This is a genomic window from Winogradskyella flava (assembly GCF_014243395.1).
GTDB classification, from domain to species: Bacteria; Bacteroidota; Bacteroidia; order Flavobacteriales; family Flavobacteriaceae; genus Winogradskyella; species Winogradskyella flava.
This window is the reverse complement of sequence record NZ_JACLCP010000001.1, coordinates 1,202,413-1,225,714: the sequence shown is the minus strand read 5'-3', so window position 1 is coordinate 1,225,714 and position 23,302 is coordinate 1,202,413. Positions and strand designations below refer to the sequence as shown.

Below are 23,302 nucleotides of genomic sequence, written 5' to 3'. Positions count from 1 at the left end.
AAGAAAAGCTCTAACATAAGGTTTATGTTAGAGCTTTTTTTATGATGCAAATAGCATCCAAACCAAAGCGATTATTATTACAGTGGATATACCTACAACCTTAAGCCACATAATCTTGTTTTCTTTTTTGAGTCCTTTTCTTATTTCAAGTAATTGCTCTGGAGTCGCATTTGGTAAATTATACTCTGTTGTTCTGTTTTTATTATAACCACCTAATGTTTTTCTAAACCTTTTAGATTTATCGAGCATTATATTCTTGTTACTCTTTACAGTACTAATCATTGACTCTCCAAGTGGCATAAGGACATCTTTTTAATACGATAGTATATACCTCAAGGTTAATAAAGAATAGCATAAACTAATCCTAAAAACAGAATTACTGTTAGTGCAACAACTTTAATCATTCTAATCTTTTGCTCTTCTTTTAATCGTCTAGCAATTTCTTTGAGTTGCTTCGTTGTTGCTTTAGGAAGATTATACTCTGTTTTTTTACTGGAATTATATCCACCAAGTCTATTAGCAAACTTGTCTCTTTGAGGAAGTTGATTCCTATTAAAGTTGATAACATTCATTGAATCTGAAGGCATAATTTCTATATTTAAAAGTTAAGTAAAGACAACAGTCTATAATGACAGCTCGTATTGAATGTGCTATTTATAGATAAAAGACACTGAAAAAGTGCCAGTTATAAGTTCAAAAAAATTTAATAAGTTCTTTTAGAACATTGCTACTAAGGCAATGGCGAATACAGATAATTTTAAAATTACCGAAGTGTGATTGACCATTCTTAATTGTGAAGATTTGATACGTTGTCTAATTCCAAATACAGATTTTGTAGTGGACTCACTAAAGTTTTGCTTCACAATTGATTTGTAATTAGAATTTAATAATCCATTGGTAGTGTAATGAGACACCGCAACGGGTTCTGGTACAGATTCTAATTTTTGATTTAATACTAATTCCATGATTGATATTTTTTAATTGGTTACGCTAATAAGACGTACCAGAATCAAAAATGTTACAAGTGCTGTTGCAACTATAGCAAGAGATTGAGGGTGTCAATCTTAAAAAACATGAGTGAAATTATAGGCTAGCTAAATTTTAAAAAAATTGAAAAAAAGTTGAAAATTTATTGTTTTCCACCTCTTCCAAACACCAAATTAAGCCCAAATTGTAGTGACGCACTTTGTGCTTTTGCAAGATTTTGATAGTCCAAAAGATTATCTGCCATGAGATACATATGCAATGCGCCTAATTGAGTTGAGATACCCAAACCAACATTATAATAAGAAAACGGATCAATGGTGTATGTGGCTTTCACTCTTAAACCTTCAAAAATTCGTCTGTAATAATATGTCGTTAGCGCCAACTGTGGTGCTCTAGGTCTATTTATGGCATAGAGTTGTGCACCTACTGAATTAAGATAACCAACATCATCTGCCAAACAATTACATTCCTTAGATGTCTTTTTCCCAAATGCGTACCTTACTGCTGCATTGAACTTTAGAGGTCGCCAAGTGGTATATTTTGTGACTGTCGTATCTAACTCGAAAATATCTTCAAAGTTGTCGGCTACCTCATTCCAATAATCCTCAGCTGTTTGTCCTCCAGCAACTTCTGGAAAGAGTGGATTAATACCTTCAAAAACATAGTTTCCTTTAACTCCGTAAGTCTCTATATCTTTAGTATGTCGTATAAAACCAAAATCCTGCAAACTGGCTTCAACGGTCCATTGGTCTTTAGGTTGATATGTTATTCCAAAATCCAATCCAAGGCCTAAGTTTCCGCCAAGTAAAAGTCTTCTTCTTAAGGTTTTAATATCTTCCGAAACATCATTGCTGTTATCACCAGCTAAACTAGCAATCCCAGAGGTATTTACCCTGAGATCTAAATCGAATGAATGCTCCAATAAATTATTCTGTCCCTCTCTAGTGACAAATGATCCTCTATTTTTTGTTGAATTTACATTAATAATGCTATTGTAAATCTTAGCTCTGCCACCAATAGTAAACTTACTATTAAGCTTTTTGGTCATACCAACATGAAATACCGATACCATTTCGCCACTGGCATTTAAATCACTCAGATCAAAGACTTTTCCAATATTTGAAGCATTCCCCTCATAAGCTAAAATGGCATAATCCTTAGGATGGTAGGCAATAACATCAGTTTCTATATACATCCCAAAAGTTAGGTACCTATCTTTCTCTACTCCTCTACCAAAAGAAAAACCTCCTGTAAATACTTCTAACTGCTGTGTTGATGTAAAAAAATCATTGCTATCTAATTGAAATATTAAACTTCGGAGTTTTGAATTAAAATCCTTTCCATCGTCAGCAAATAAATCGTAAGCACTTACATTCGATGATCCAAGATTAAAATGAAATTGGGATAAGAGTGGAAAACCCATAAACCAATCATTGTCGAGAGTTGTGCTTGGATTGATTAATGTGGATTGCGGAATATCATTGAACCCAAATAAGATTTGTTTATTTTGCGAAAAGGAATAATGCATAAACAGCATTAAGAGTATAAACACGATTCTCTTAATAATCATGATTATAAACTTATATTAAAATAGAAAAGACCTTTAGATTTGAGCCCTATTTTCCCTGTGGAATTTTCATTTAAAAACGTCCCGTCCGTACTGGGGTACAGGCTTAATGTAATAACCATTTTCTGCGACGTTTTTAATGCCTCTAAGCTTTCATCCTCAAATACTGCAGTGAATTCCGTAAGCACATCGTTTCCAGAAGGAGAAGGTAGCGCATCAAAAGAAAATTCATTTTGAAGCTCATCAGCTTCATTTAAAAATTCAATTTGCAAACCAAACGTCCTATTGATGGAATTACTCACCTCGAAAACTAATTCTACTTTCACCAGGTTATCAATAACAAACTGATCGGTAAAAATTTCGATATTTGCTATCGAATCCCTAACCGTCTCTAGTTCCATGCCATTCTCGGAAAAACGTGAAGCTTCGACCTCTGTAAACAAGGCACTAGAGGTTATTACTGGAGTAAGAACAACATCTTCTGCTTGATCAAAATCAACATCTTTCACACATGATGTTGCTAGAGAAATAATCACTAAAATGAATAATGGAAAATATGTTCTTCTTTGCATAGCAAGCCAATTGATATCCACTAAAATAACGAATTATCCCAAGAGCTTATTGCAGCTTATCTATTTCTCCAAAAGAATGGTGTCAACAAAATGAGAACCGTGAATAATTCTAAACGTCCAATAAGCATTAAAAAAGAAGCCCACCATTTACCCAATGGAGGTAATGCTGCATAGTTATTTACTGGTCCAAAATCGCCAAGAGCAGGCCCGACATTCCCCAAACTCGATGCAGAAAGGCCAATAGCAGACTCAAAATCTATTTGAAACATAGAAAAGACCAATGCTCCTATAATAAAAGATAACATGTAAAGAATAAAGAAACCGAGAATATTGAATACAATATCTTTAGAAATGGATTTAGTATTATAGCGTACAGGTAGAATAGCATTAGGATGTAATGCTCGTCTGAATTCTAAAAAGCCATTTTTAATTAATATTAAATGGCGCACAACTTTTACACCTCCTGAGGTACTTCCTGCAGAACCACCTAAAAACATTAAACCAAAAAAGAAAACGGTTAAGAAAGGTGTCCACATCGTATAGTCGGCAGTTACGAATCCAGTGGTAGTAACAATGGCTAGCACTTGAAACAAACTATGACGGATAGCACTCTCACCCTCACCTAATGTCATGGGATGCATTATGGAAGATTGAGAGACATCTGCTCTAAAATACACTAGCAAAGCAGCAACTATAGTAAAAATGGCAATGAATCTAAAATATAACTTGAATTCATCATCCTTGATAATCTTGACTACATTACCTTTGAATAAATAATAACTAAGCACAAAGTTAGTTCCTGCCAAAAACATGAAAAAGATAATAATATATTGAATTGCTGGATTATCATTCCAATGCGCAATGCTAGCATTTTTTGTAGAGAACCCGCCAGTTGACAGAGTACTTAACGCATGGTTAATGGCATCAAAAAACGACATGCCTGCAAACTGTAGCAGTATTGTTTCTGCAACTGTATAACCAAAATAGATTAACCAAAGACGTTTTGCCGTATCCGTAATCCTTGGATGTAATTTGTCACCACCTGGACCTGGAGCTTCAGCTGCAAATAACTGCATACCACCCACACCAAGCAAAGGTAATATGGCTATGGCCAATACGATGATTCCCATACCACCAATCCAATGCGTCATACTTCTCCAAAACAATACACCTTCTGGCAGTATTTCAATATCATTTATTATACTTGCTCCCGTTGTCGTATAACCAGATATGGTTTCAAAAAAAGCACTCGTGAACGACGGGATAGCGTCTGTTGCCAAATAAGGTAATGTCCCTGTTAAAGTCATCACAATCCAACCAAAAGCAACTACGATGTAGCCTTCGCGCTTATTCATCTCTTTACGATGATTTTTGGTTCCAAACATCGCAATAGCACCCAAAAGTAGTGTTGCCAATGATGCTAAAAATAAATGAAGTGTTACGCCATCTTTATAAATAAGGCTTATCAAAGTCGCCAACAACATAAAGCCACCATTAAACAATAGTAGTAAACCAAAAAAATGGAAGATAATTTTATAATTTAGATGCATTCGAGACATAGCCTAAGAGAAAAATGCTTCAACTTCTGAAATGGAGCGAGGCAAGCAACACACCACAACACGGTCACCTGATTCTATTCTAAAACTTCCTAAAGGAATCATTCCTTTTCCATCTCTAATAACACCACCAAAAATCGCAGATCTCGGAAAGCTCAATTCTTTTACAATTTTATTAGTGATTTTAGAATTTGGTTTTACTACGAACTCCAATAATTCAGCATTCATATTGGTAAGCTTGGTCATGGCTACGACCTCACCCTTTCTTATATATCTAAATATATTATTTGCGGCTAATAGTTTTTTATTGATTAATGTATCTATTCCTATGGATTGTGATAGTTGATAGTAATCCATATTTTCTACCAAGGCTATTGTTTTCCTAACACCTTTAGATTTAGCTAATAAACAGGACATTATATTGGTTTCAGAATTACCTGTTACCGAAATAAAGGCATCCATGTCCGCTATATTCTCTTCATCTAGAATTTCAACATTCCTACCATCACCGCATATTACTAAAGCATTAGGTAAACGATCGGCAAGATCCTCGGCAATTTGTTTTTTACTCTCGACGAGCTTGACATTAAACTTACTTTGGCAAAGATCTCTTGCTGTCTTAAAACCTATTTTACTACCACCAAGAATCATCACATTTTTAATTTCACTCTTCACCTTACCTGATAAATCAAATAATTCAGCATCTCCCCCTTTAGAGGTCATGAAAACGACCTTATCTCCTTCCTTAAATTGTGTATCACCTCTTGGGATAATAGTATATTGTGTTCCATAACGCTGAATAGCAATAGGAATAAAATGAAGTTCTGAGAACAATTCCGCTGCCTCTTTCACTGTTTTACCCACAAAAGTAGCCGTTCTAGACAAGCGCAAGCCCAGCATGGTTAAAGCGCCATCCTCAAATTCGTAAGTATCATTAAAACCATATTGGTTAAGCAATAATTCAATTTCAGAAGCTGCTAAAGATTCTGGCGAAATAAGTTCATCTATCCCGAAGTGCGAAAATCCAATAGTTTCTTTTTCTTCGATAAATTCGGTGTTGGAAATACGAGCAATGGTACGTTGAGCACCAAGCTGCTTAGCCAAAACACAAGCTGTAATGTTTGTAGTTTCAGAGGATGTTACAGCGATAAATAACTCTGCCTGATCTATGCGTGCTTCCCTTAAAATTGATATAGAAGTAGCATCACCTTTTATAGTCTTAATATCCAGGTGTTCACCAGCATAGGTCAGACTCTCTTTTCTTGTATCTATAAGTGTTATCTCTTGCGACTCGTAGGATAATAATTTTGCTAAATGAAATCCCACCTCTCCAGCACCTGCGATAATTATTTTCATCGTTATATGTTGAAATAAACATGCAAATATACAGATTACTTATAAGTTAAGAAGCCATTAAAGTAGTTAAAGTTGCCTTACAATTGACCTAAGGACTATATTTATATGCAGTTTAACATCATATTAAGTCTACTGTTGAATTGTATTCTTTATTACTTTTTAAGCATTAACTTAAAATACTTGCAATTCTAGGTACTTACAACTAATCCGTATATTTGCCAAAATTTTCTATGAAAGAAAAAGTGAAACCATATAAGGATAGTGATGCCTCTAAAAAGGCTCAAGTCACGAAAATGTTCGATACTATCTCGAAGGAGTATGACGGTTTAAATCGGGTAATTTCTTTTGGTATTGACGTCAAGTGGAGAAACAAGGTTGTAAAACTTGTTGCGAAAAAACAACCGGAGAATATTCTGGATATCGCCACTGGAACAGGCGATTTGGCGATTAGCTTGACCTCAACAAGCGCTAAAGATATTATAGGTTTAGATATTAGTGACGGTATGCTCGAAGTTGGTCGCGGTAAGATTAAATCTAAAAATCTTGATGGTATAATATCTATGGTCATTGGAGATTCCGAAGACTTACCGTTTGAGGACAATACGTTTGACGCCATAACGGTAGCCTTTGGCATTAGAAATTTTGAGAATTTGGAAAAAGGACTTGCTGAAATCTTAAGGGTATTAAAACCTAATGGGATTTTTGTTATTTTAGAAACTTCTGTACCAACAAATCCTATTTATAAATTTGGGTATAATACCTACAGTAAATTTATCTTACCTGTAATCGGTAAACTTTTCTCAAAAGACAGGGTCGCCTATAAATATCTGAGCGAATCTGCTTCAGTTTTTCCTTATGGTGAAGCCCTAAACAATATTTTGAAGAAAATTGGGTTTATTAATGTCGAAGACAAGCCACAAACTATGGGTGTGGCAACAATTTATACAGCATCGAAAGTATAATATGAGGAAAATAATTGTTTTACTTACAGTTCTACTTGCCTTTCAAAGTGCAAAAGCACAGTTGTTTACAAAAGAAAAGGTAGCCAATAACATTGATAATCTTGATCAAAGGTTTTTGTCTTGGGGTTACTTTCTTGGCTTTAATCAATATGATTTCAAGTTTAACTACAATGAGGATTTAAATGATATTCTTGTAGACGATGATATTTTTGGATTCCATCTTGGGCTTATTGGAGATATGCGTATCAATGACCATTTAAATCTTAGGTTGGAACCAGGTGTATTTTTTACTACAAGAAATTTAAGATATAATGAAAGTTATTTCGCAGGCACCGAGTTTAATGACTCTGATTTATTGCGAGAAGTTAAATCTACTTATATACACATTCCATTACTTCTAAAAATTTCCACAAAGCGTATTAATAATTTTAAACCTTTCATTATAGGCGGTGTTTCCACAGCTTTAAATCTTTCAAGTAATGAAGATAATCCAGATGACAATAGTGCTGGACAATTTCGAATGAAAAAAAACACCTATTTCTATGAATTAGGTTTTGGGATAGATCTTTATCTACTTTACTTTAAGTTTACACCATCAATTCGAGCAATCTTTGCCATTAACGATGAGCTTGTTAGAGATGCTGATCCCAACAGTCCTTGGACTGGCAATATTGCAAACATGCAAACACGAGGTGTATTTATCAATTTTACATTTCAGTAAATCGACGCCTAAATTCACTCAAAACAATAGCTGTTGCGTTAGCTACATTTAGACTTTCAGTAAATTTATCACTTCCAAATTGAGGAATAGTTAGTTTTCTATTAGTAATTGATTTTATCTCGTCTGAGATACCATTGGCCTCATTACCTAGTACCACAATACCATACTTTGGTAAATCTGCAGTATAAATATTTTCTCCATTCATAAATGTGCCATAAGTCTCTGTATTAGCTAAAGCCGTGAATTCTTCTAAGTCCAAATAAGATATATTAACACGAGCTAGCGACCCCATAGTTGCCTGCACTACCTTAGAGTTAAAACAATCTACCGTATTAACACTACACACCAAATCTGCTACGCCGTACCAATCACATAGCCTTATAATAGCTCCTAAATTCCCTGGGTCCCTAACATCATCTAAGGCAATAATTAAACCATTAGTATTGATTGTTCGAGGCTTTGGAATATTGAAAACAGCTAAAACCGTATTTGGATTTTTTAAAGATGTTATCTTTTTTAAGTCAGCTTCAGATATTACTATAGTTTTTGTTTCTGGAGCATCAAATATTTGCTTTGTTGTATACAACGTTTCGAGCTCAAAATCAGAATTCAAGAATTCTTGGATTCCTTTGACGCCTTCAACAATAAACAATCCTAACTGCTGTCTATATTTTTTTTGACTTAAACTTTTAATTAACTTTATTTGATGCTTTGTAACCATTAAAATGTCTTTACATTTGTTAGTGTTATTACAAAGTAAACCTTTTTTGGACTAATTTTTGTTCATAACATCCAATATCAAAAAAAACAGAACCACGTTTGAAAGCGCAACTTCGTTTGTTATCATCCTGTAAAAGTTATAAGACTTCTTGTAACGTATTGGTTTCATTCGTTTTTGTTTTACTAGTAAGTTCTTGCAACATTGTTAAAGGTGTTAAAAGCGATGAGCATTTAATAACCAAGAATACCATTATTGAGGACAACAAGATTAATAATGAAGAGCGCGTAAATAATATTATTATACAAAAAACTAATTTAGGTATGGATCGTTTTTTAGGTTTTCGCCTACCTTTAAGACTTCATATTTATAATCTTGCACGGCCAAATATCGATTCTATATTACAGGCAAAAGTACTAAGTGATTCGTCTAAGGTTAAATGGAAAACGACATTGCTTTCCAAAAAACAATTCGACAGGGAAATACAAGCGCGCAAAAACTTTAATAGCTGGTTAAGGCGTACAGGAGAAGCGCCGTCTATATTAGATGAAGAAAAAACCATTAAAACGGCGAATAGACTTAGAAAGTATTATTATACAAAAGGGTGGTTTAACAATGAGGTAGCCTATGAAATCCAAAGGGACAGCAACAAACAAGCCCAGGTAACTTATAAAATTATTAAAAATAAGCCGTATATATTAGACTCCATAACGCCAATTATAAGCAGTCCAGCAATCGATTCTTTGTATGCTAGATTTAGCAAAAGATCATTATTAAAAAAAGAAGAACAGTATGATGAGTCAAATTTTGAACTGGAGCGTGACCGCATCACCACATATTTGCGCAACAATGGATTTTATTATTTTGGAAAAGACTATGTAAGGTTTTTTACGGATACGATAGGTACGAACCACAAAGTTAACACAGAACTAGTCATTGCAAATCGTTCTATAAGAGGAGATGATTCTATATCAGTCGTGCCCTTCAAGCCCTACAAGATAAAAGAGATTAACATTTATACTGATGAAAACTACACTAACCAAAACCAAACCATTAAAGACAGTATAACTTTTAAAAATTACAATTTATATAGTAAAAATAAATTAAGGTTTAGACCAAAGGCACTTACTGATGCCGTTTTTATTAATAAAGGTGATAAGTATAGCGATCTCGCACGAAGCAGAACATCGAGATATCTCAACGATTTACAAATGTTTAGATATCCTAGTATACAGTATGTGGAAAATGAGGAAGATACCACCTTGACAGCCAATATTTATTTAGAACCTAAGAAAAAATATGCCCTCAGCCTAGATTTAGATGTTTCTCAGAGCAACATACAGACCATTGGTTTTTCAGTTACTCCTGGATTGAAGATTAGAAATGTATTTAGAGGTGCTGAAACTCTTGAAATTAGTGGTATTGCCGCAATTGGAGCATCAGAGGATAGTAATGATGATGACGAAACCTTTTTTGATATTAATGAGTTTGGTGGAAATATCAGATTAGTCATTCCGCGTTTATTTACACCATTTAACACCGATAGTATCATACCAAAATACATGTCGCCAAGTACGGCCATAAATCTTTCTGCCACTAGTCAACAAAATATTGGTTTAGATAAACAAACGCTCTCTGGTCTTTTAAGTTATAATTGGCAACCTACTAATACCGTAACAAATACTCTGGAGCTTTTCAATGTTCAATTTGTAAAGAACCTAAATACAAGTAATTACTTTGGCATATACTCTAATTCGTTTTCAAGACTAAATAGTATAGCTAGAAATATTGGCTATATTAATTCTGACGAAAGCTTAGAAAACCCTCCTAATTCTTATACACTTGCAGACACATTTATTGACGATGTACTCGCTGGAAATACCAGTTTAACTTCGAATGATGAGGATTTTATAACCGTTAATAGTATTGAAGAACGACAGCAGCGTTTAACAGAAAATAACCTTATTTTTTCTTCGAGTTTCGATTATAAAAAGAATAGGCGTACTAGCCTCTTTGATAATGATTTTTCCATTTTCAAATGGCGTGTTGAGCTAGCAGGAAACCTGTTATCTAACCTCTCAGAGATTTTTGGATCATCGAAAAATGGAGATGGCAACTACGAAGTATTTGGCGTGGCTTTTTCACAGTATTTTAAAACCGAAATCGATTATATTAAATACTTCGATTTAGGAAGGAATAATGTCTTCGCTTTTAGGAGTTATGCTGGTGTCGCCATACCATATGGTAATTCAAACAGTATACCTTTTGCCGAAAGTTTTTTTGCTGGTGGACCCAATGATAATAGAGCCTGGACGGCCTATAATTTAGGCCCTGGTAGTTCTACCACAATAAATGAGTTTAATGAGGCCAACTTTAAGATTCATCTGAGTGCCGAACAGCGCTTCGGTCTTTTTGGAAATTTTAAAGGCGCCCTTTTCATAGATGCTGGAAACATATGGAATGTATTAGACAATGTTGAAGATGATGCAGCAACACTTACAGGTTTTAGTTCCCTAAAAGATATTGCTGTTGGATCTGGTTTTGGGTTGCGATACGACTTTGATTTTTTTGTACTTCGATTTGATACTGGTTTCAAAACTTACGATCCATCAAGAGATCTAGGAAATCGATGGTTTAAAGATTATAATTTCAGGAATGCCGTTTATAACATTGGTATCAACTATCCATTTTAGAAATTCATATACTTAAAAACTATATCGTTTTCGGCATAATATCACCTATTTATACTTAAAAACAGACCTTTTAATATTCAAAATTGTGTATTTTTGAAGTCTAATTTCAACCTTAAAATTTATGAGTCACAATATAAAACCTGGTGTTGCTACAGGAAGAGAAGTACAAGAGATTTTCAAATTAGCAAAAGAAAAAGGCTTTGCCTTGCCTGCTGTTAATGTTATAGGATCAAATACTATTAATGGTGTTTTAGAAACTGCAAAAGCTTTAAATGCTCCTGTAATTATTCAATTTTCGAATGGAGGTGCTCAATTCAATGCTGGTAAAGGGTTAGGTAATGATGGTCAAAAAGGCGCTATTGCTGGTGCTATTGCTGGTGCAAAGCATGTTCATCACATGGCTGAAGCCTATGGTGTGCCTGTGATTTTACATACAGACCATTGTGCTAAAAAATTATTGCCTTGGATCGATGGATTGTTGGACGCCAGTGAACAGCACTTTAAGGAAACAGGTAAGCCTTTATATAGTTCTCATATGATTGATTTATCTGAAGAACCAATAGAAGAAAACATAGAGATTTGTAAACAGTACCTTGAGCGTATGAGTAAAATGGGTATGACTTTGGAAATTGAATTAGGTATTACTGGCGGTGAGGAAGATGGCGTGGATAACACAGATGTTGACGACTCTAAATTATATACGCAACCAGAAGAAGTAGCCTACGCTTACGAAGAACTGAGCAAAGTTAGTGACCAATTTACCGTTGCTGCAGCTTTTGGGAATGTACATGGTGTTTACAAACCTGGAAACGTAAAACTAACTCCAAAGATCTTAAAGAATTCTCAAGAATTCTTATCTAAAAAACATGGCGTACCTCATAACCATATTGACTTCGTTTTTCATGGTGGATCAGGTTCTACAGTAGAAGAGATAAGAGAAGCTATAGGTTATGGCGTAATTAAAATGAATATTGATACAGACATGCAATGGGCTTTTTTAAGCGGAGTTAGAGACTATGTTCAAGATCATACGGATTATCTTCAAACACAAATTGGTAATCCCGATGGAGATGATGTACCAAATAAAAAATATTACGACCCAAGAGTTTGGCTGCGCAAAGGAGAGCAGGCTTTTGTAGAACGACTTAAAAAAGCGTTTGAAGACCTTAATAACGTAAATACTTTATAAATTTACACCCTAACTAACTTTATAGATTTATGGCTTGGTTTAAGAGAAAAGACAAAGGTATACAGACCTCAACAGAGGAAAAGAAAGATACACCTAAAGGCCTATGGTACAAATCGCCAACTGGAAAAATTATTGATACCAAGGAACTTGAGCAAAACTTTTATGTAAGTCCAGAGGATGGCTATCATGTTCGAATTGGAAGTAAAGAATATTTCGAAATACTTTTTGATGATAATAAATTCAAGGAATTAGATGCCAACCTCAACTCTAAAGATCCTCTCAAGTTTGTCGATACCAAAAAATATCCTGAGCGTTTAAAAGCTGCTCAAGCAAAAACAAAACTTAAGGATGCAGTACGTACAGCTGTAGGTAAATCAATGGGAAAGGATTTAGTTATCGCTTGTATGGATTTTAGTTTCATTGGTGGCTCAATGGGAAGTGTTGTAGGTGAAAAAATTGCTAGAGCTGCAGATCATGCCTTAAAGAAGAAAATTCCATTTATGATAATAAGTAAATCTGGTGGCGCACGTATGATGGAAGCTGCATTATCACTAATGCAATTAGCAAAGACCTCGGCAAAATTAGCACAACTGGCAGACGCTGGTATTCCTTACATTTCTTTATGTACCGATCCAACGACAGGAGGCACTACTGCTTCATTCGCGATGCTAGGTGATATAAATATTGCAGAACCTGGCGCATTGATTGGTTTTGCTGGACCTAGAGTTGTTAGAGATACAACTGGACAAGAACTACCTGACGGATTCCAAACCTCAGAATTTTTGTTGGAGCATGGCTTTTTAGATTTTATAACGCATCGAAAAGATTTAAAACAAAAAATAAATCTTTATTTAGACCTTGTACAGAACCAACCTTTAAGAGCATAAAAAAGCGAGCCAAATGGCTCGCTTTTTTTCTTCAATCAACTAAAACTAAATCACTAATTTAAAGTAATAGGTATTTCGGTACCATTATTAAAAGTGAATGTTGCCTGATTATCACAGTTTCCTTCTCCGTAATCAAACAAGCCACCAAAATTTGTTCGCTGCACATTAAAAGAACCGCTTACAAAATAGTAACAGATGACCTCTCTTCTTAAAGGCACTATAACTTCGTAAGTATGTGTATTGCCATTGACGAAAGTTGCCGTCCAGTTTCCTGTAATCTCAAATACATTATCACTAAAAATACCGCTACCATATCCTTCTATCCATTCTCTAATTCTTGTGCCTTCACGAGACGCCTGAGCATCATTTGGCCAGATTACAGTAATACTTAAATCATGAGTAAATTGAGGATTTCCGTTACCGTTAGATAGTTCTTTTAAAATAGATCGACTCGCAATAATATTTTTATTATCAAAATAGAAATCGATAAGATTGTAGTTAATAGCAATTTGCTGGGCATCTAAATCTCTTGTGTAATCAAATACAATCTGTCCTTTTATTAAATGGCCACGGACCATACAACCGTCTGTACCAAAATCCAAAGTTACTTGTCTATAACCTTGTTGTGCAACTATTGTAATTGTAACACAGTCTGGTATGTCTCTAGTATATGTTCCACGATCAGCTACATCTAATTCCTGCTCCTCGTAGGCATCCACAATGAGATCGCCTAAAATATTGTCAATTTGATCAATTTCTGCAGAACGTTGAACTTCTAAAACGTCCTGTACTTCGTTTTCTGGCTCTGCAGCTTCATTATCATCGCTACATGATGTAAACACTAAACCTAAAACCGTAAGGCTTAATACTACTTTCTTAATTACATTAAAATCTTTCATGAGTATTTTTTTATTGTTAATATACTGTTAAGACCAGCCTATTCACGAAAGGTTTAATCCGATTAAAAAAAATTATGCTCTTTTCAAATAAATTGTGAATTCTGTACCAACATCCACCCCACTATTGACCCCTACTCGACCGCCCATAGATTCGATATGGTTTTTGGTTATAAAAAGACCTATACCAATGGCATCTTCGTTATAATGAAATGTTTTATACATCTGGAAAAGCTTATCGCCATATTTTTCCATATCTATACCTTTTCCATTATCCTTGATACTCAAAACTATATAATCATCTTCAATTGATGATGTAATCTCTATAATAGGTACACGCTTCTCAGATCTATATTTAATAGCGTTGGTAAGAAAATTAAGGATAATACTATCTAAATATGCAGGGACACCCTTTATATTATGGCTTTCGTCAATTTCATTGTATATTATAGCATTGGCATTTTGAGCCATCGCAATGATATTGTACATTGCTTTTTCCGCATAGTCGTATAAATTTAAAGCTGCCATCTCAGAGGGGTCAATCTCCTTAATTTTTGCAATTTCAGTGAGATGAGATACAGTTTCTTGTAAATTGTCAACAGCTTTTTGCAATAGCAAAAGGTTTTCGTTGTCTTTATCATCAGAAAAATCTTCTTGCAAAAATTGTGTGATTGAGCATAAATTACCGGAGTGTGATCTCAGGTTATGTGTGACAATATCGGCAAAAGAGGTTAGCCTATCGTTCTGCTCTTTAACAACATTCAGCATAGCTTTTAACTTATCCTGATTTTTTTGCCTATTGGTAACATCATTGAATTGCCATATCATATAGGGCTTACCTTCTTTAAAATAAACCAAGGACACATATATTAAAACCCAAAGTATTGAGCCATCTTTATGAAAAAAACGTTGTTTAACTCGATACTTGTCTATTTTACCATGTATTAGTTTTTCATACTTTTCTTCATGAACACCAAGATCTTCAGCATAAATTATGTTATTAATGTCCATGTTGAACAACTCCCATTTAGTATAACCCAACAAATCACAAACGCTTTGATTGACTTTAAGCCAATTGCCCTCAAGGTTTACAACAGCAATGCCGTTATAGGTATTGTTAAAAACACGATCTAATACATCATGTGCATTAGAAAAATTACGACGTGGGTCTATAGCTTTCATCCTCTAAATTTTTAAGGAGTAATTAGGTGAGAGCTCTTACTTAGTCAAGGGGAGACTATTCTAAAACATTGCAATTCAGATTAAAAGTTACGAAAAAAACTACGAATCACAAAAAAGTATTATATTTGCCGCTTGAAAGAAAATCTTTCATAGTACATAACAATCATTTACAATAATATTAGAATGTATTTATCAAAAGAAGCTAAAGAAAAAATCTTCGCAAAACACGGTAACGGTAAAAACGACACGGGTTCTGCAGAAGGACAAATTGCATTATTTACTGCAAGAATCAATCATTTAACTGAACACCTAAAGAAGAATCGCAAAGATTTCAATACAGAGCGTTCATTAGTAAAATTAGTTGGTAAGCGCAGAGCTTTACTAGACTATTTGACTAAAAAAGATATCTTAAGATATCGTGCAATAGTTAAAGAATTAGGATTAAGAAAATAAAAAAGAGAGGCTTTTTAGCCTCTTTTTTGTTTTATACAACGCAATCGAAAGCGTCTAAAATTCGAATTGAAGAAGCTTACACGGTTTTTCATTGGTCAGGCATAAATGCCATTATTACACAACTACACACAACAACACAACGACCATTGTTTAACAAAAGTTTTGATGACTTAATATCAAAACGTGAATTAAAAATTTATGATTCCAAAGACTTACAAAGAGGTTATTGACCTTGGTGATGGTAGAGAAATTTCTATCGAAACCGGAAAATTAGCAAAACAGGCACATGGTTCTGTTGTTGTGCAATCAGGAAAATGTATGCTATTGTGTACAGTTGTATCTAATTATCATCAGGCTGACGTTGACTTTTTACCATTAACGGTAGATTACAGAGAAAAATTTGCTGCTGCAGGACGTTATCCAGGTGGTTTCTTTAAAAGAGAAGCTAGACCTAGTGATGGTGAAGTATTAACAATGCGTTTAGTAGATCGTGTATTGCGTCCTTTATTCCCTAAAGATTATCATTCTGAAACTCAGGTGATGATTCAATTAATGTCTCATGACGAAGACGTTATGCCAGATGCTATGGCAGGATTAGCTGCTTCTGCCGCTATTCAACTATCAGATTTCCCTTTTGAATGTGCAATCTCTGAAGCAAGGGTTGGTCGCATCAATGGCGAATTTGTCATCAATCCAACTAGAGCTCAATTATTAGAATCTGATATCGATATGATGATTGGAGCCTCCGCCGACTCAGTAATGATGGTTGAAGGTGAAATGGATGAAATTTCTGAAGAGGAAATGGCTGAAGCGATTAAGTTTGCTCATGAAGCTATCAAAGTACAGTGTGCCGCACAGGTAAGATTAGCTGAGGCTGCTGGCAAAAAAGAGGTTCGTGAGTACGACCCAGAACGTTCTGACGAAGATTTAGCAAAGAAAATTCATGATATGGTATATGATAAAACATATACTATCGCAAAAGCAGGTTCTTCAAAACATGAAAGAGGTGCTGCATTTTCTGAAATTAAAGAAGAAGTTTTCAATTCATTCTCTGAAGAAGAGCAAGATGATTTAGGAAAACTAATTCATAAATATGTGGCGAAAGCTCAAAAAGCCGCTATTAGAGACTTAACTTTAAATGAGGGGTTACGTTTAGACGGTCGTAAGACAGATGAGATCAGACCTATTTGGTGTGAGATTGATTATTTACCGTCAACACATGGCTCTGCTATCTTTACAAGAGGTGAAACTCAAGCTTTAGCTACGGTCACCTTAGGAACTTCCAGAGAAGCAAACCAAATAGATATGCCATCTTTTGAAGGTGAAGAGCGTTTCTATTTACATTATAACTTCCCTCCTTTTTCAACTGGTGAGGCAAGACCAATCCGTGGAACATCTCGTCGAGAAGTTGGTCATGGTAACTTAGCACAACGTGCTTTAAAAGGTATGGTTCCCGAGGATTGTCCTTATACGGTAAGAGTTGTTTCTGAAGTATTGGAATCTAATGGTTCGTCTTCTATGGCAACGGTATGTTCTGGTACAATGGCATTAATGGACGCTGGTGTTCAGCTTAAGAAACCTGTTTCGGGTATTGCTATGGGATTAATCTCTGAAGGGGAAAAGTATGCGGTTTTATCTGATATCCTAGGAGATGAAGATCATCTTGGTGATATGGACTTTAAAGTTACTGGTACTGCAGATGGTATTACTGCTTGTCAAATGGATATTAAAGTAAAAGGATTATCATACGAAATCTTGGTAAATGCACTAAAACAAGCTCGTGATGGTCGTTTGCATATTTTAGAGAAATTGACTGATACCATTGCTGAGCCAAATGCTGAAGTTAAAGATCATGCACCTACAATGGTGACAAGACGTATTCCTAACGAATTTATCGGTGCCTTAATTGGCCCTGGTGGAAAAGTGATTCAAGAATTACAGAAAGAGACTGAAACCACTATTGTTATTAATGAAGATCCTGTTACTGAAGAAGGTGTTGTTGAAGTTCTTGGTGTTGGTAGTAAAGGTATTGATGCTGTAATGGCAAAAATCGATTCTCTATTATTTAAGCCAGAAGTAGGTAGTGTTTATGAGGTAAAAGTAATTAAGATGTTAGATTTTGGTGCTGTTGTAGAATATACGGAAGCTCCAGGAAACGAGGTCTTATTACATGTATCTGAATTAGCATGGGAACGTACGGAAAATGTCTCTGATGTTGTGAACATGGGTGACGTTTTTGACGTCAAGTATTTTGGTGTAGATTCCAGAACGCGCAAAGAGAAAGTTTCTCGAAAAGCTATTTTACCAAAGCCAGAAGGTTATGTAGCCAGACCACCTAGAGACAATAACAATCGTGGTCGCGACAACAGAGGTAGAGATAATCGTGGACGTGACAATAGAGGTAGAGATAATCGCAGAGACGATAGAAAACCTAGAGAAGATAAGAAAGAGGATTAGTTCTTTTTCTACTTTTCAATTAAAACCTCATAATTGTATTATGAGGTTTTTTTGTGTGTAAAAATCTAATATCAAATGACTTATAAATAGGAATATAGTCTTAAGAACAAAATACATTATGATTGAACGCAACCAATTCACATAAACACCATCTACAGATTATAAAACATATACGCTATGAAAAAGACAACTACCCTTACAAAACAATTAATCACACTAGCTCTAATATTTGCGAGTTTCATTTCTTGTGAAAATAATGATGACATTATAGCTAACGATTTACCTAAATTAATCAAAGTAAAAGGCATTGCTGGTGATATTGTTTTTGAATACGAAGCAAATGGTTATTTAAAAAAGGATTTGTCCAATATAAGCATGGTAAGCTATATATATAACTCCGAAGATCAAATAATTACAGAAATTTATGAAAGAAACGGTCAAGACGCGCAAACTACTAATTATCATTATGAAGATAATAGAATAGTTAGTTCAATTAATAATCAAGGCATATCGATAAATTATTTCTATAATGAGGATTATCAACTCACCACTACCGAATCCTCAAACGGTGAGATGACTATTTATAATTATGATGTTTTTGGACGTTTATCACAAAAAGTGAGAGGTTCTGAGGTTATCGAATCTTTTGAGTATGACGATAAAACAAACCCCTTTCAATTTATGTTCCCTGAAGCTTTTAATAAAATTCACGGAGGCTCTACCTTGCACGTATCTAATAGAGGATTTACCCAAAATAATATCACTTCTTACACTTATTATATCTCAACAAATGAATATTCATATGAATACAACTCAAATGGCTTACCAGTAAATCAAACAAAAATAGGTTTCACATACCCGCCAGCTGAATACACATACGAATAGCATGAATGAACTAATGAGCTCTCCTAACTTATAAAAAAGCCCATCAAATTTTGATGGGTTTTCTAATTATATTATCCAAAACTATACTTTTATTTGAAAAGCTTCATTTTCCTACGCAACCTTTTGCAGATCATGGCGTCTATAGATAAATATCGACCATGAACAAACATCTCCCTCTAATTGTACAGATATTCATTTTATTTTTTGTTTCATCTTGCTCAGATGAATCTGTTGATGAGGATATAAAAAACGTGTTTGATTGCGAATTTGAAGATAATGCAGAATTTGTTGGTATATGCTTAAATGGATCTACGAGGGCTTCACCTGGTGACGAATTAAAATATGCAAGCAAAACTACAGCCAATTTTTCCGAAATAATATGGGAAATTGAATCAGGTAGTATGGAAATTTTGGACATCGAAAATAGTATTGAAGATGATAATTATAAATCTATTGCAACAATTCATTTCAAAGAGGATTTTACAGGCGGGAGTCTCAAAGTGCTAGCAATAGACATCAACAGCAATAATTTTGCTGAAATCACCGATTATGTCATTGAGCTTCAAAACTAGTTAGTCATTAATATTACTCGCTTTTATAATACCATATTAATCAATCTAAAAATAAACTATGAAAAAGACTACACTATATTACTTATTGCTAATTCTTATATCTTTTTCTTGCAGCAATGATACTGACGATATAATCAATCAAAGTTTTAATAATGAAACTGGAATCATTCAATTATCACCACTTGAAGAAATTACACAAGGCTCAGAGCTATTTCAAAACTTGGTTCAGGTTGCCACAGATAAAGAACGACCAGACCATAATATTACTTGTATTAATTTTAATTATCCGCTCTCAATTTTTGTCTTTGACGCAAATGATGAATTTACATCATTGAATGCCGTTTTGGATGACGAGGAATTTAGCTTATTACTAGAAAGCTTGGAAACTGATTTCTCAATTAGTGTTAGCTTCCCTATAACAGCTATTTTAGAATCTGGCGAAGAATTTATAATAAACACAAAAGAAGAATTAAAGCAGAGTATTGATAGCTGTTTGGATTTTGAAAGAGTAAGTGATTGCAATCAAATATTAGAGAATTGCATATTAAAAGTTGGTTATGGATTTACCAACGACAACCCATATTTAGGAGGTATATTTGAAGAATCCAATGGTTTCACTACATTTAATTTTGAAGAGCGAAATTTTATAGGTTCGTGGACGGTTTTTCTCATTGAGGACGAGCTGCACATAAACATTAACCTAGTTAGTGAAAACTCTGAAATTACCGACTATTTTAATTATGATTGGAAAGTGACATACATTGACGAGAATTCCCTAAAACTAAGTAACGAAGATCGAGATCTCGTCCTGAACCAGAGATGTGATCAGGATTTTGATTTATGCTCTAGTTTTTATTTTGAGGTTTGTGAGAACGAAACCAACACAGGAGTTTCAGATTTTATTCTCAACGATTACGTGTTTTGTATTTTAGATACGCTTGAATTGGATGAAGACTCTGTTATCAGTTTTCATGAGACTCAAGAAGATGCACAAAACGATGAAAACCCTGTTGCCGGAGATCAAGTTTATAATAACACCGAAAACAACCAGAGTATATTTGTTAAAATTATAGATGAAGAAAATCTCTCTGACTATGTTGTTGAAATTATCTTAATTTCCATAGGTTGTTAAACTTAAAACAAGGCTAAAACTTTTAAAACTATTTTTTACGCAACCATTTTGTAGTTTTTAAGACTATAGATAAAGAACTAATTAAAAAAATAGTCATGAATCGAATTATTAGCTTATCGTTAGTTGTATTTACATTATTATCTTGCTCCGATAATAACGAGTCAGAACCAATCAGTCTTGAAATAGGTCAATTTCACGAAGGAGGCATGATATTTTATCTAGATGATTCTGGGCAACATGGCCTTGTTGCCGCACAAAACGATCAAGCTACTCACGTACCTTGGTCATGCCAAGGGACATTCTATAATGTTACTGCTGCCGAAATAGGCTTTGGTAGTCAAAATACTTTAGATATAATCACAAATCTAGAATTCGACAATTCATGTTCACCTGAGATTTATGCGGCCAAAGTATGTCAAGACTTGATCCTAGAAAACTATTCCGACTGGTTTTTGCCATCATTTGAAGAATTAAACCTAATGCAAGAGAACCGTTTGTCGATTGGCAATTTCGAAAACTGGTTTTATTGGAGTTCTTCAGAATTAGATCCAATGACAGAAAGCGATCAAAATTGGGCTAGGGTTCGCTTTTTTGGACCAGATAATTCTGATTTATCAGATTTCAATAATGCAGGAAAAGGAGGTCTTAACCATGTAAGAGCTATAAGAGCGTTTTAAAAGAGCAAGTACTCTACCTATTGCTTGTTTTTCATCTAGTTTGTTTATAAAAAACATAATTGCAAGTTGCATCAAAAAAATAGAAGGTTATTAATTAATTGGATCTAGAAAAAATAATAAAGTCCTGTAAAAGGAATAATTTAAAGGCACAAAGTCAACTATATCAAAAATATAAAGATGACCTATATGTCCTTTCTCTAAAATATTGTTCTAATGCAGAAGAAGCTGAAGACAATTTACAGGATTCATTTTTAGAGATATTTAAAAAAATAAAAACATACAAAGGTATTGGCTCTTTTGAAGGTTGGATGAAACGCATCGCCATTAACAAGGCCATTGATAAATACAAAAAAGTAAAACCAATTAGTATCTCAATTAATAATGATCTTTTAGAAGACACATCAGTAAATGCCAAAGCTGTAGATTCTATACCTCTAGATGAAATATTACAACATGTGCAAGATTTACCAGCAAGGTATCGCCTAGTGTTTAATCTTTATGAGATGGATGGGTATTCTCATAAAGAAATTTCAAAACTACTTGAGATAAGTGTTAACACATCTAAATCTAATTTACATAGAGCCAAGAGCATACTAAAACAAAAGTTGCAGCCATCAAGATCATCAATTAATTCCTTCGAAAGCTTATGAAAATAAATAGAGATATTGGATCTGAAATAACGAATAAGCTTGAAAACTATAAAAGTAGTCCTGATAGCATTGTATGGAATAACATAGAGAAAAAGCTTAAAAAGAGAAAAAGAAGATTATTATTCTGGTATTTCTTTTCCGCTATTGCTTTAGTTGCAATCACACTATTTACATTTAGTTTGGTTGAGAGCAGTCATGAAAATCCGATAAAATCTAACGATACTAATATAACTACCTCAAAGTCTTCTTCCGTAAAAAAAATTCCTAATCAAATAAAAACGACAGGCTCTAATAAAGACTCTAATGATAAAAATAGTTACGATAATAAATTACAGGTTTCAGAAAACACAAAATCTCAATTGAACTCAAAAAACAATAAAATTCTTTTAAATTCCAGCTTCACCTCGCGTAACGAAGTTGTGACAGTAAAAAAAGAGGTGAATAATAAAAATGAAAATTCAATACCAAAAACAAATCAAAATACCGAACTGAAAAATGTATCCCAAGGACCAAACTCACTCAAAGATTCTTCAACATCACAAAAGCAAACAGATGTATTTCAGAAAAACAATAAGCTAAAAACACAAAAGGATAGAGATTCTTTAACGGAGATTCAAAAGAAAAATTCGTCAATCAAAGAAGAAAATAAAATTGTTGAAGACACAGTAATTCAAAGAAAAATAAGATGGAGTATTAATCCTCAATTTATAGTTTCTAAATATGGAGCTTTCAATGCCAAAACCGAAAACGATATTACCCTAAATTATGGTGCCATATTAGGTTACAAAATATCTGAAAAAACATTTTTGCGTTTTGGTGCAAGGAAACTAAGTTTAAGGAATACTATAGATGATAATGAAAATAGTGTAGAATACTTAGAAATTCCTTTAGAATTGAAATATTCAATGAGCAGTAAAAGACTCAGTCCATTTGTTACAATTGGCCCAAGTTTTTTTAGGCTGCAGAATGATAAACCAGAAAACTCGAATGACATAAAATACCTAAAATCTTCTTTATCATTAAATCTAGGAGTGGGTTTAGAATTGGAACTAATTGATAGACTTTATTTAAACTTAGGCTCTAATTTCAGTTACTTGACCAAATCGCTATCAAAAGATGTTAATTATACACCATATATTTTTTCAATAAATACTGGAATCGATTATAGATTTTAAATCAGGGGCTTCTAG

The 23,302-nt window shown here is 34.0% G+C and carries 23 protein-coding genes; 13 read left to right on the top strand and 10 right to left on the bottom strand.

Annotated elements, in window-relative coordinates:
• Positions 1–39 precede the first annotated feature (39 nt).
• The 7 genes from H7F21_RS05435 to trkA form a co-directional block, all read right to left on the bottom strand.
• The gene (locus tag H7F21_RS05435; protein WP_185788195.1) at positions 40–300 is read right to left on the bottom strand and encodes a hypothetical protein; all 261 of its coding nucleotides are present in this window, start codon (positions 298–300) and stop codon (positions 40–42) included.
• A gap of 38 nt (positions 301–338) precedes the next feature.
• Positions 339–587 (bottom strand): hypothetical protein, encoded by a 249-nt coding sequence (locus H7F21_RS05430; RefSeq protein WP_185788194.1) that lies wholly within the window; start codon positions 585–587, stop codon positions 339–341.
• A gap of 129 nt (positions 588–716) precedes the next feature.
• Positions 717–965: a hypothetical protein gene (locus H7F21_RS05425; protein WP_185788193.1), complete on the bottom strand. Its 249-nt coding sequence runs from the start codon at positions 963–965 to the stop codon at positions 717–719.
• 164 nt (positions 966–1,129) lie between these two features.
• Positions 1,130–2,557, bottom strand: a complete 1,428-nt coding sequence (locus H7F21_RS05420; RefSeq protein WP_185788192.1) for a DUF5723 family protein — start codon at positions 2,555–2,557, stop codon at positions 1,130–1,132.
• 2 nt (positions 2,558–2,559) lie between these two features.
• The gene (locus tag H7F21_RS05415; RefSeq protein WP_185788191.1) at positions 2,560–3,126 is read right to left on the bottom strand and encodes a hypothetical protein; all 567 of its coding nucleotides are present in this window, start codon (positions 3,124–3,126) and stop codon (positions 2,560–2,562) included.
• Between the two features lie 56 nt (positions 3,127–3,182).
• Complete coding sequence (locus H7F21_RS05410; RefSeq protein ID WP_185788190.1) at positions 3,183–4,676, bottom strand: TrkH family potassium uptake protein; 1,494 nt, start codon at positions 4,674–4,676, stop codon at positions 3,183–3,185.
• A 12-nt stretch (positions 4,677–4,688) separates the two neighbouring features.
• A complete protein-coding gene (gene trkA / locus H7F21_RS05405) occupies positions 4,689–6,038 on the bottom strand; it encodes a Trk system potassium transporter TrkA (RefSeq protein WP_185788189.1) in 1,350 nt (449 codons plus the stop codon).
• A 230-nt stretch (positions 6,039–6,268) separates the two neighbouring features.
• On the opposite strand from trkA, the gene ubiE reads away from it, so the two are divergent.
• Together ubiE and porT are read left to right on the top strand one after the other, a co-directional pair.
• The gene (gene ubiE, locus H7F21_RS05400) at positions 6,269–7,000 is read left to right on the top strand and encodes a bifunctional demethylmenaquinone methyltransferase/2-methoxy-6-polyprenyl-1,4-benzoquinol methylase UbiE (RefSeq protein ID WP_185788188.1); all 732 of its coding nucleotides are present in this window, start codon (positions 6,269–6,271) and stop codon (positions 6,998–7,000) included.
• Between the two features lies 1 nt (position 7,001).
• A complete protein-coding gene (gene porT, locus H7F21_RS05395; RefSeq protein ID WP_185788187.1) occupies positions 7,002–7,721 on the top strand; it encodes a type IX secretion/gliding motility protein PorT/SprT in 720 nt (239 codons plus the stop codon).
• Here porT and H7F21_RS05390 read toward each other — a convergent pair.
• Complete coding sequence (locus H7F21_RS05390; protein WP_185788186.1) at positions 7,708–8,442, bottom strand: TrmH family RNA methyltransferase; 735 nt, start codon at positions 8,440–8,442, stop codon at positions 7,708–7,710. The two genes, porT and H7F21_RS05390, sit on opposite strands and share 14 nt — an antisense overlap.
• Before the next feature lie 98 nt (positions 8,443–8,540).
• Here H7F21_RS05390 and tamL point away from each other — a divergent pair, with 98 nt between their 5' ends.
• The 3 genes from tamL to accD all read left to right on the top strand — a co-directional run bounded on the left by tamL (position 8,541) and on the right by accD (position 13,208).
• Entirely contained in the window at positions 8,541–11,132 is a 2,592-nt protein-coding gene (tamL, locus tag H7F21_RS05385) for a translocation and assembly module lipoprotein TamL (RefSeq protein ID WP_246431416.1), read from the top strand.
• A 121-nt stretch (positions 11,133–11,253) separates the two neighbouring features.
• Positions 11,254–12,321, top strand: a complete 1,068-nt coding sequence (fbaA, locus tag H7F21_RS05380) for a class II fructose-bisphosphate aldolase (protein WP_185788185.1) — start codon at positions 11,254–11,256, stop codon at positions 12,319–12,321.
• Positions 12,322–12,350: 29 nt separating this feature from the next.
• The gene (gene accD, locus H7F21_RS05375) at positions 12,351–13,208 is read left to right on the top strand and encodes an acetyl-CoA carboxylase, carboxyltransferase subunit beta (RefSeq protein WP_185788184.1); all 858 of its coding nucleotides are present in this window, start codon (positions 12,351–12,353) and stop codon (positions 13,206–13,208) included.
• 53 nt (positions 13,209–13,261) lie between these two features.
• On the opposite strand, the gene H7F21_RS05370 is transcribed toward accD, so the two are convergent.
• Positions 13,262–14,107, bottom strand: a complete 846-nt coding sequence (locus tag H7F21_RS05370; RefSeq protein WP_185788183.1) for a hypothetical protein — start codon at positions 14,105–14,107, stop codon at positions 13,262–13,264.
• Between the two features lie 72 nt (positions 14,108–14,179).
• Positions 14,180–15,286 carry a sensor histidine kinase gene (locus tag H7F21_RS05365; RefSeq protein WP_185788182.1) on the bottom strand — a complete coding sequence of 369 codons (1,107 nt, stop codon included), beginning with the start codon at positions 15,284–15,286 and terminating at the stop codon, positions 14,180–14,182.
• Positions 15,287–15,469: 183 nt separating this feature from the next.
• Between H7F21_RS05365 and rpsO the strand changes: the two genes are divergently transcribed.
• From rpsO to H7F21_RS05325, 8 genes are all read left to right on the top strand, one after another.
• Complete coding sequence (gene rpsO / locus H7F21_RS05360; RefSeq protein ID WP_185788181.1) at positions 15,470–15,739, top strand: 30S ribosomal protein S15; 270 nt, start codon at positions 15,470–15,472, stop codon at positions 15,737–15,739.
• Positions 15,740–15,937: 198 nt separating this feature from the next.
• Positions 15,938–18,196, top strand: coding sequence for a polyribonucleotide nucleotidyltransferase (locus H7F21_RS05355; protein ID WP_185788180.1), 2,259 nt, complete (start codon positions 15,938–15,940; stop codon positions 18,194–18,196).
• Positions 18,197–18,373: 177 nt separating this feature from the next.
• Positions 18,374–19,081 (top strand): hypothetical protein, encoded by a 708-nt coding sequence (locus tag H7F21_RS05350; RefSeq protein ID WP_185788179.1) that lies wholly within the window; start codon positions 18,374–18,376, stop codon positions 19,079–19,081.
• Between the two features lie 158 nt (positions 19,082–19,239).
• Complete coding sequence (locus H7F21_RS05345; protein ID WP_185788178.1) at positions 19,240–19,653, top strand: hypothetical protein; 414 nt, start codon at positions 19,240–19,242, stop codon at positions 19,651–19,653.
• Between the two features lie 58 nt (positions 19,654–19,711).
• Positions 19,712–20,785: a hypothetical protein gene (locus H7F21_RS05340; protein WP_185788177.1), complete on the top strand. Its 1,074-nt coding sequence runs from the start codon at positions 19,712–19,714 to the stop codon at positions 20,783–20,785.
• 95 nt (positions 20,786–20,880) lie between these two features.
• The gene (locus H7F21_RS05335) at positions 20,881–21,462 is read left to right on the top strand and encodes a hypothetical protein (RefSeq protein ID WP_185788176.1); all 582 of its coding nucleotides are present in this window, start codon (positions 20,881–20,883) and stop codon (positions 21,460–21,462) included.
• A 98-nt stretch (positions 21,463–21,560) separates the two neighbouring features.
• The gene (locus tag H7F21_RS05330; RefSeq protein ID WP_185788175.1) at positions 21,561–22,112 is read left to right on the top strand and encodes an RNA polymerase sigma factor; all 552 of its coding nucleotides are present in this window, start codon (positions 21,561–21,563) and stop codon (positions 22,110–22,112) included.
• On the top strand, positions 22,109–23,287 hold the full coding sequence (locus H7F21_RS05325; protein ID WP_185788174.1) for a porin family protein: 1,179 nt from the start codon (positions 22,109–22,111) through the stop codon (positions 23,285–23,287). Before H7F21_RS05330 ends, H7F21_RS05325 begins: the two co-directional genes overlap by 4 nt.
• Positions 23,288–23,302: the final 15 nt, after the last annotated feature.

Excerpts from the sequence above, each read along its gene's own strand:
- H7F21_RS05435 (WP_185788195.1), bottom strand. The coding sequence starts at position 300 with ATGCCACTTGGAGAGTCAATGATTAGTACTGTAAAGAGTAACAAGAAT.
- H7F21_RS05430 (WP_185788194.1), bottom strand. The coding sequence starts at position 587 with ATGCCTTCAGATTCAATGAATGTTATCAACTTTAATAGGAATCAACTT.
- H7F21_RS05425 (WP_185788193.1), bottom strand. The coding sequence starts at position 965 with ATGGAATTAGTATTAAATCAAAAATTAGAATCTGTACCAGAACCCGTT.
- H7F21_RS05420 (WP_185788192.1), bottom strand. The coding sequence starts at position 2,557 with ATGATTATTAAGAGAATCGTGTTTATACTCTTAATGCTGTTTATGCAT.
- H7F21_RS05415 (WP_185788191.1), bottom strand. The coding sequence starts at position 3,126 with ATGCAAAGAAGAACATATTTTCCATTATTCATTTTAGTGATTATTTCT.
- H7F21_RS05410 (WP_185788190.1), bottom strand. The coding sequence starts at position 4,676 with ATGCATCTAAATTATAAAATTATCTTCCATTTTTTTGGTTTACTACTA.
- trkA (WP_185788189.1), bottom strand. The coding sequence starts at position 6,038 with ATGAAAATAATTATCGCAGGTGCTGGAGAGGTGGGATTTCATTTAGCA.
- ubiE (WP_185788188.1), top strand. The coding sequence starts at position 6,269 with ATGAAAGAAAAAGTGAAACCATATAAGGATAGTGATGCCTCTAAAAAG.
- porT (WP_185788187.1), top strand. The coding sequence starts at position 7,002 with ATGAGGAAAATAATTGTTTTACTTACAGTTCTACTTGCCTTTCAAAGT.
- H7F21_RS05390 (WP_185788186.1), bottom strand. The coding sequence starts at position 8,442 with ATGGTTACAAAGCATCAAATAAAGTTAATTAAAAGTTTAAGTCAAAAA.
- fbaA (WP_185788185.1), top strand. The coding sequence starts at position 11,254 with ATGAGTCACAATATAAAACCTGGTGTTGCTACAGGAAGAGAAGTACAA.
- accD (WP_185788184.1), top strand. The coding sequence starts at position 12,351 with ATGGCTTGGTTTAAGAGAAAAGACAAAGGTATACAGACCTCAACAGAG.
- H7F21_RS05370 (WP_185788183.1), bottom strand. The coding sequence starts at position 14,107 with ATGAAAGATTTTAATGTAATTAAGAAAGTAGTATTAAGCCTTACGGTT.
- H7F21_RS05365 (WP_185788182.1), bottom strand. The coding sequence starts at position 15,286 with ATGAAAGCTATAGACCCACGTCGTAATTTTTCTAATGCACATGATGTA.
- rpsO (WP_185788181.1), top strand. The coding sequence starts at position 15,470 with ATGTATTTATCAAAAGAAGCTAAAGAAAAAATCTTCGCAAAACACGGT.
- H7F21_RS05355 (WP_185788180.1), top strand. The coding sequence starts at position 15,938 with ATGATTCCAAAGACTTACAAAGAGGTTATTGACCTTGGTGATGGTAGA.
- H7F21_RS05350 (WP_185788179.1), top strand. The coding sequence starts at position 18,374 with ATGAAAAAGACAACTACCCTTACAAAACAATTAATCACACTAGCTCTA.
- H7F21_RS05345 (WP_185788178.1), top strand. The coding sequence starts at position 19,240 with ATGAACAAACATCTCCCTCTAATTGTACAGATATTCATTTTATTTTTT.
- H7F21_RS05340 (WP_185788177.1), top strand. The coding sequence starts at position 19,712 with ATGAAAAAGACTACACTATATTACTTATTGCTAATTCTTATATCTTTT.
- H7F21_RS05335 (WP_185788176.1), top strand. The coding sequence starts at position 20,881 with ATGAATCGAATTATTAGCTTATCGTTAGTTGTATTTACATTATTATCT.
- H7F21_RS05325 (WP_185788174.1), top strand. The coding sequence starts at position 22,109 with ATGAAAATAAATAGAGATATTGGATCTGAAATAACGAATAAGCTTGAA.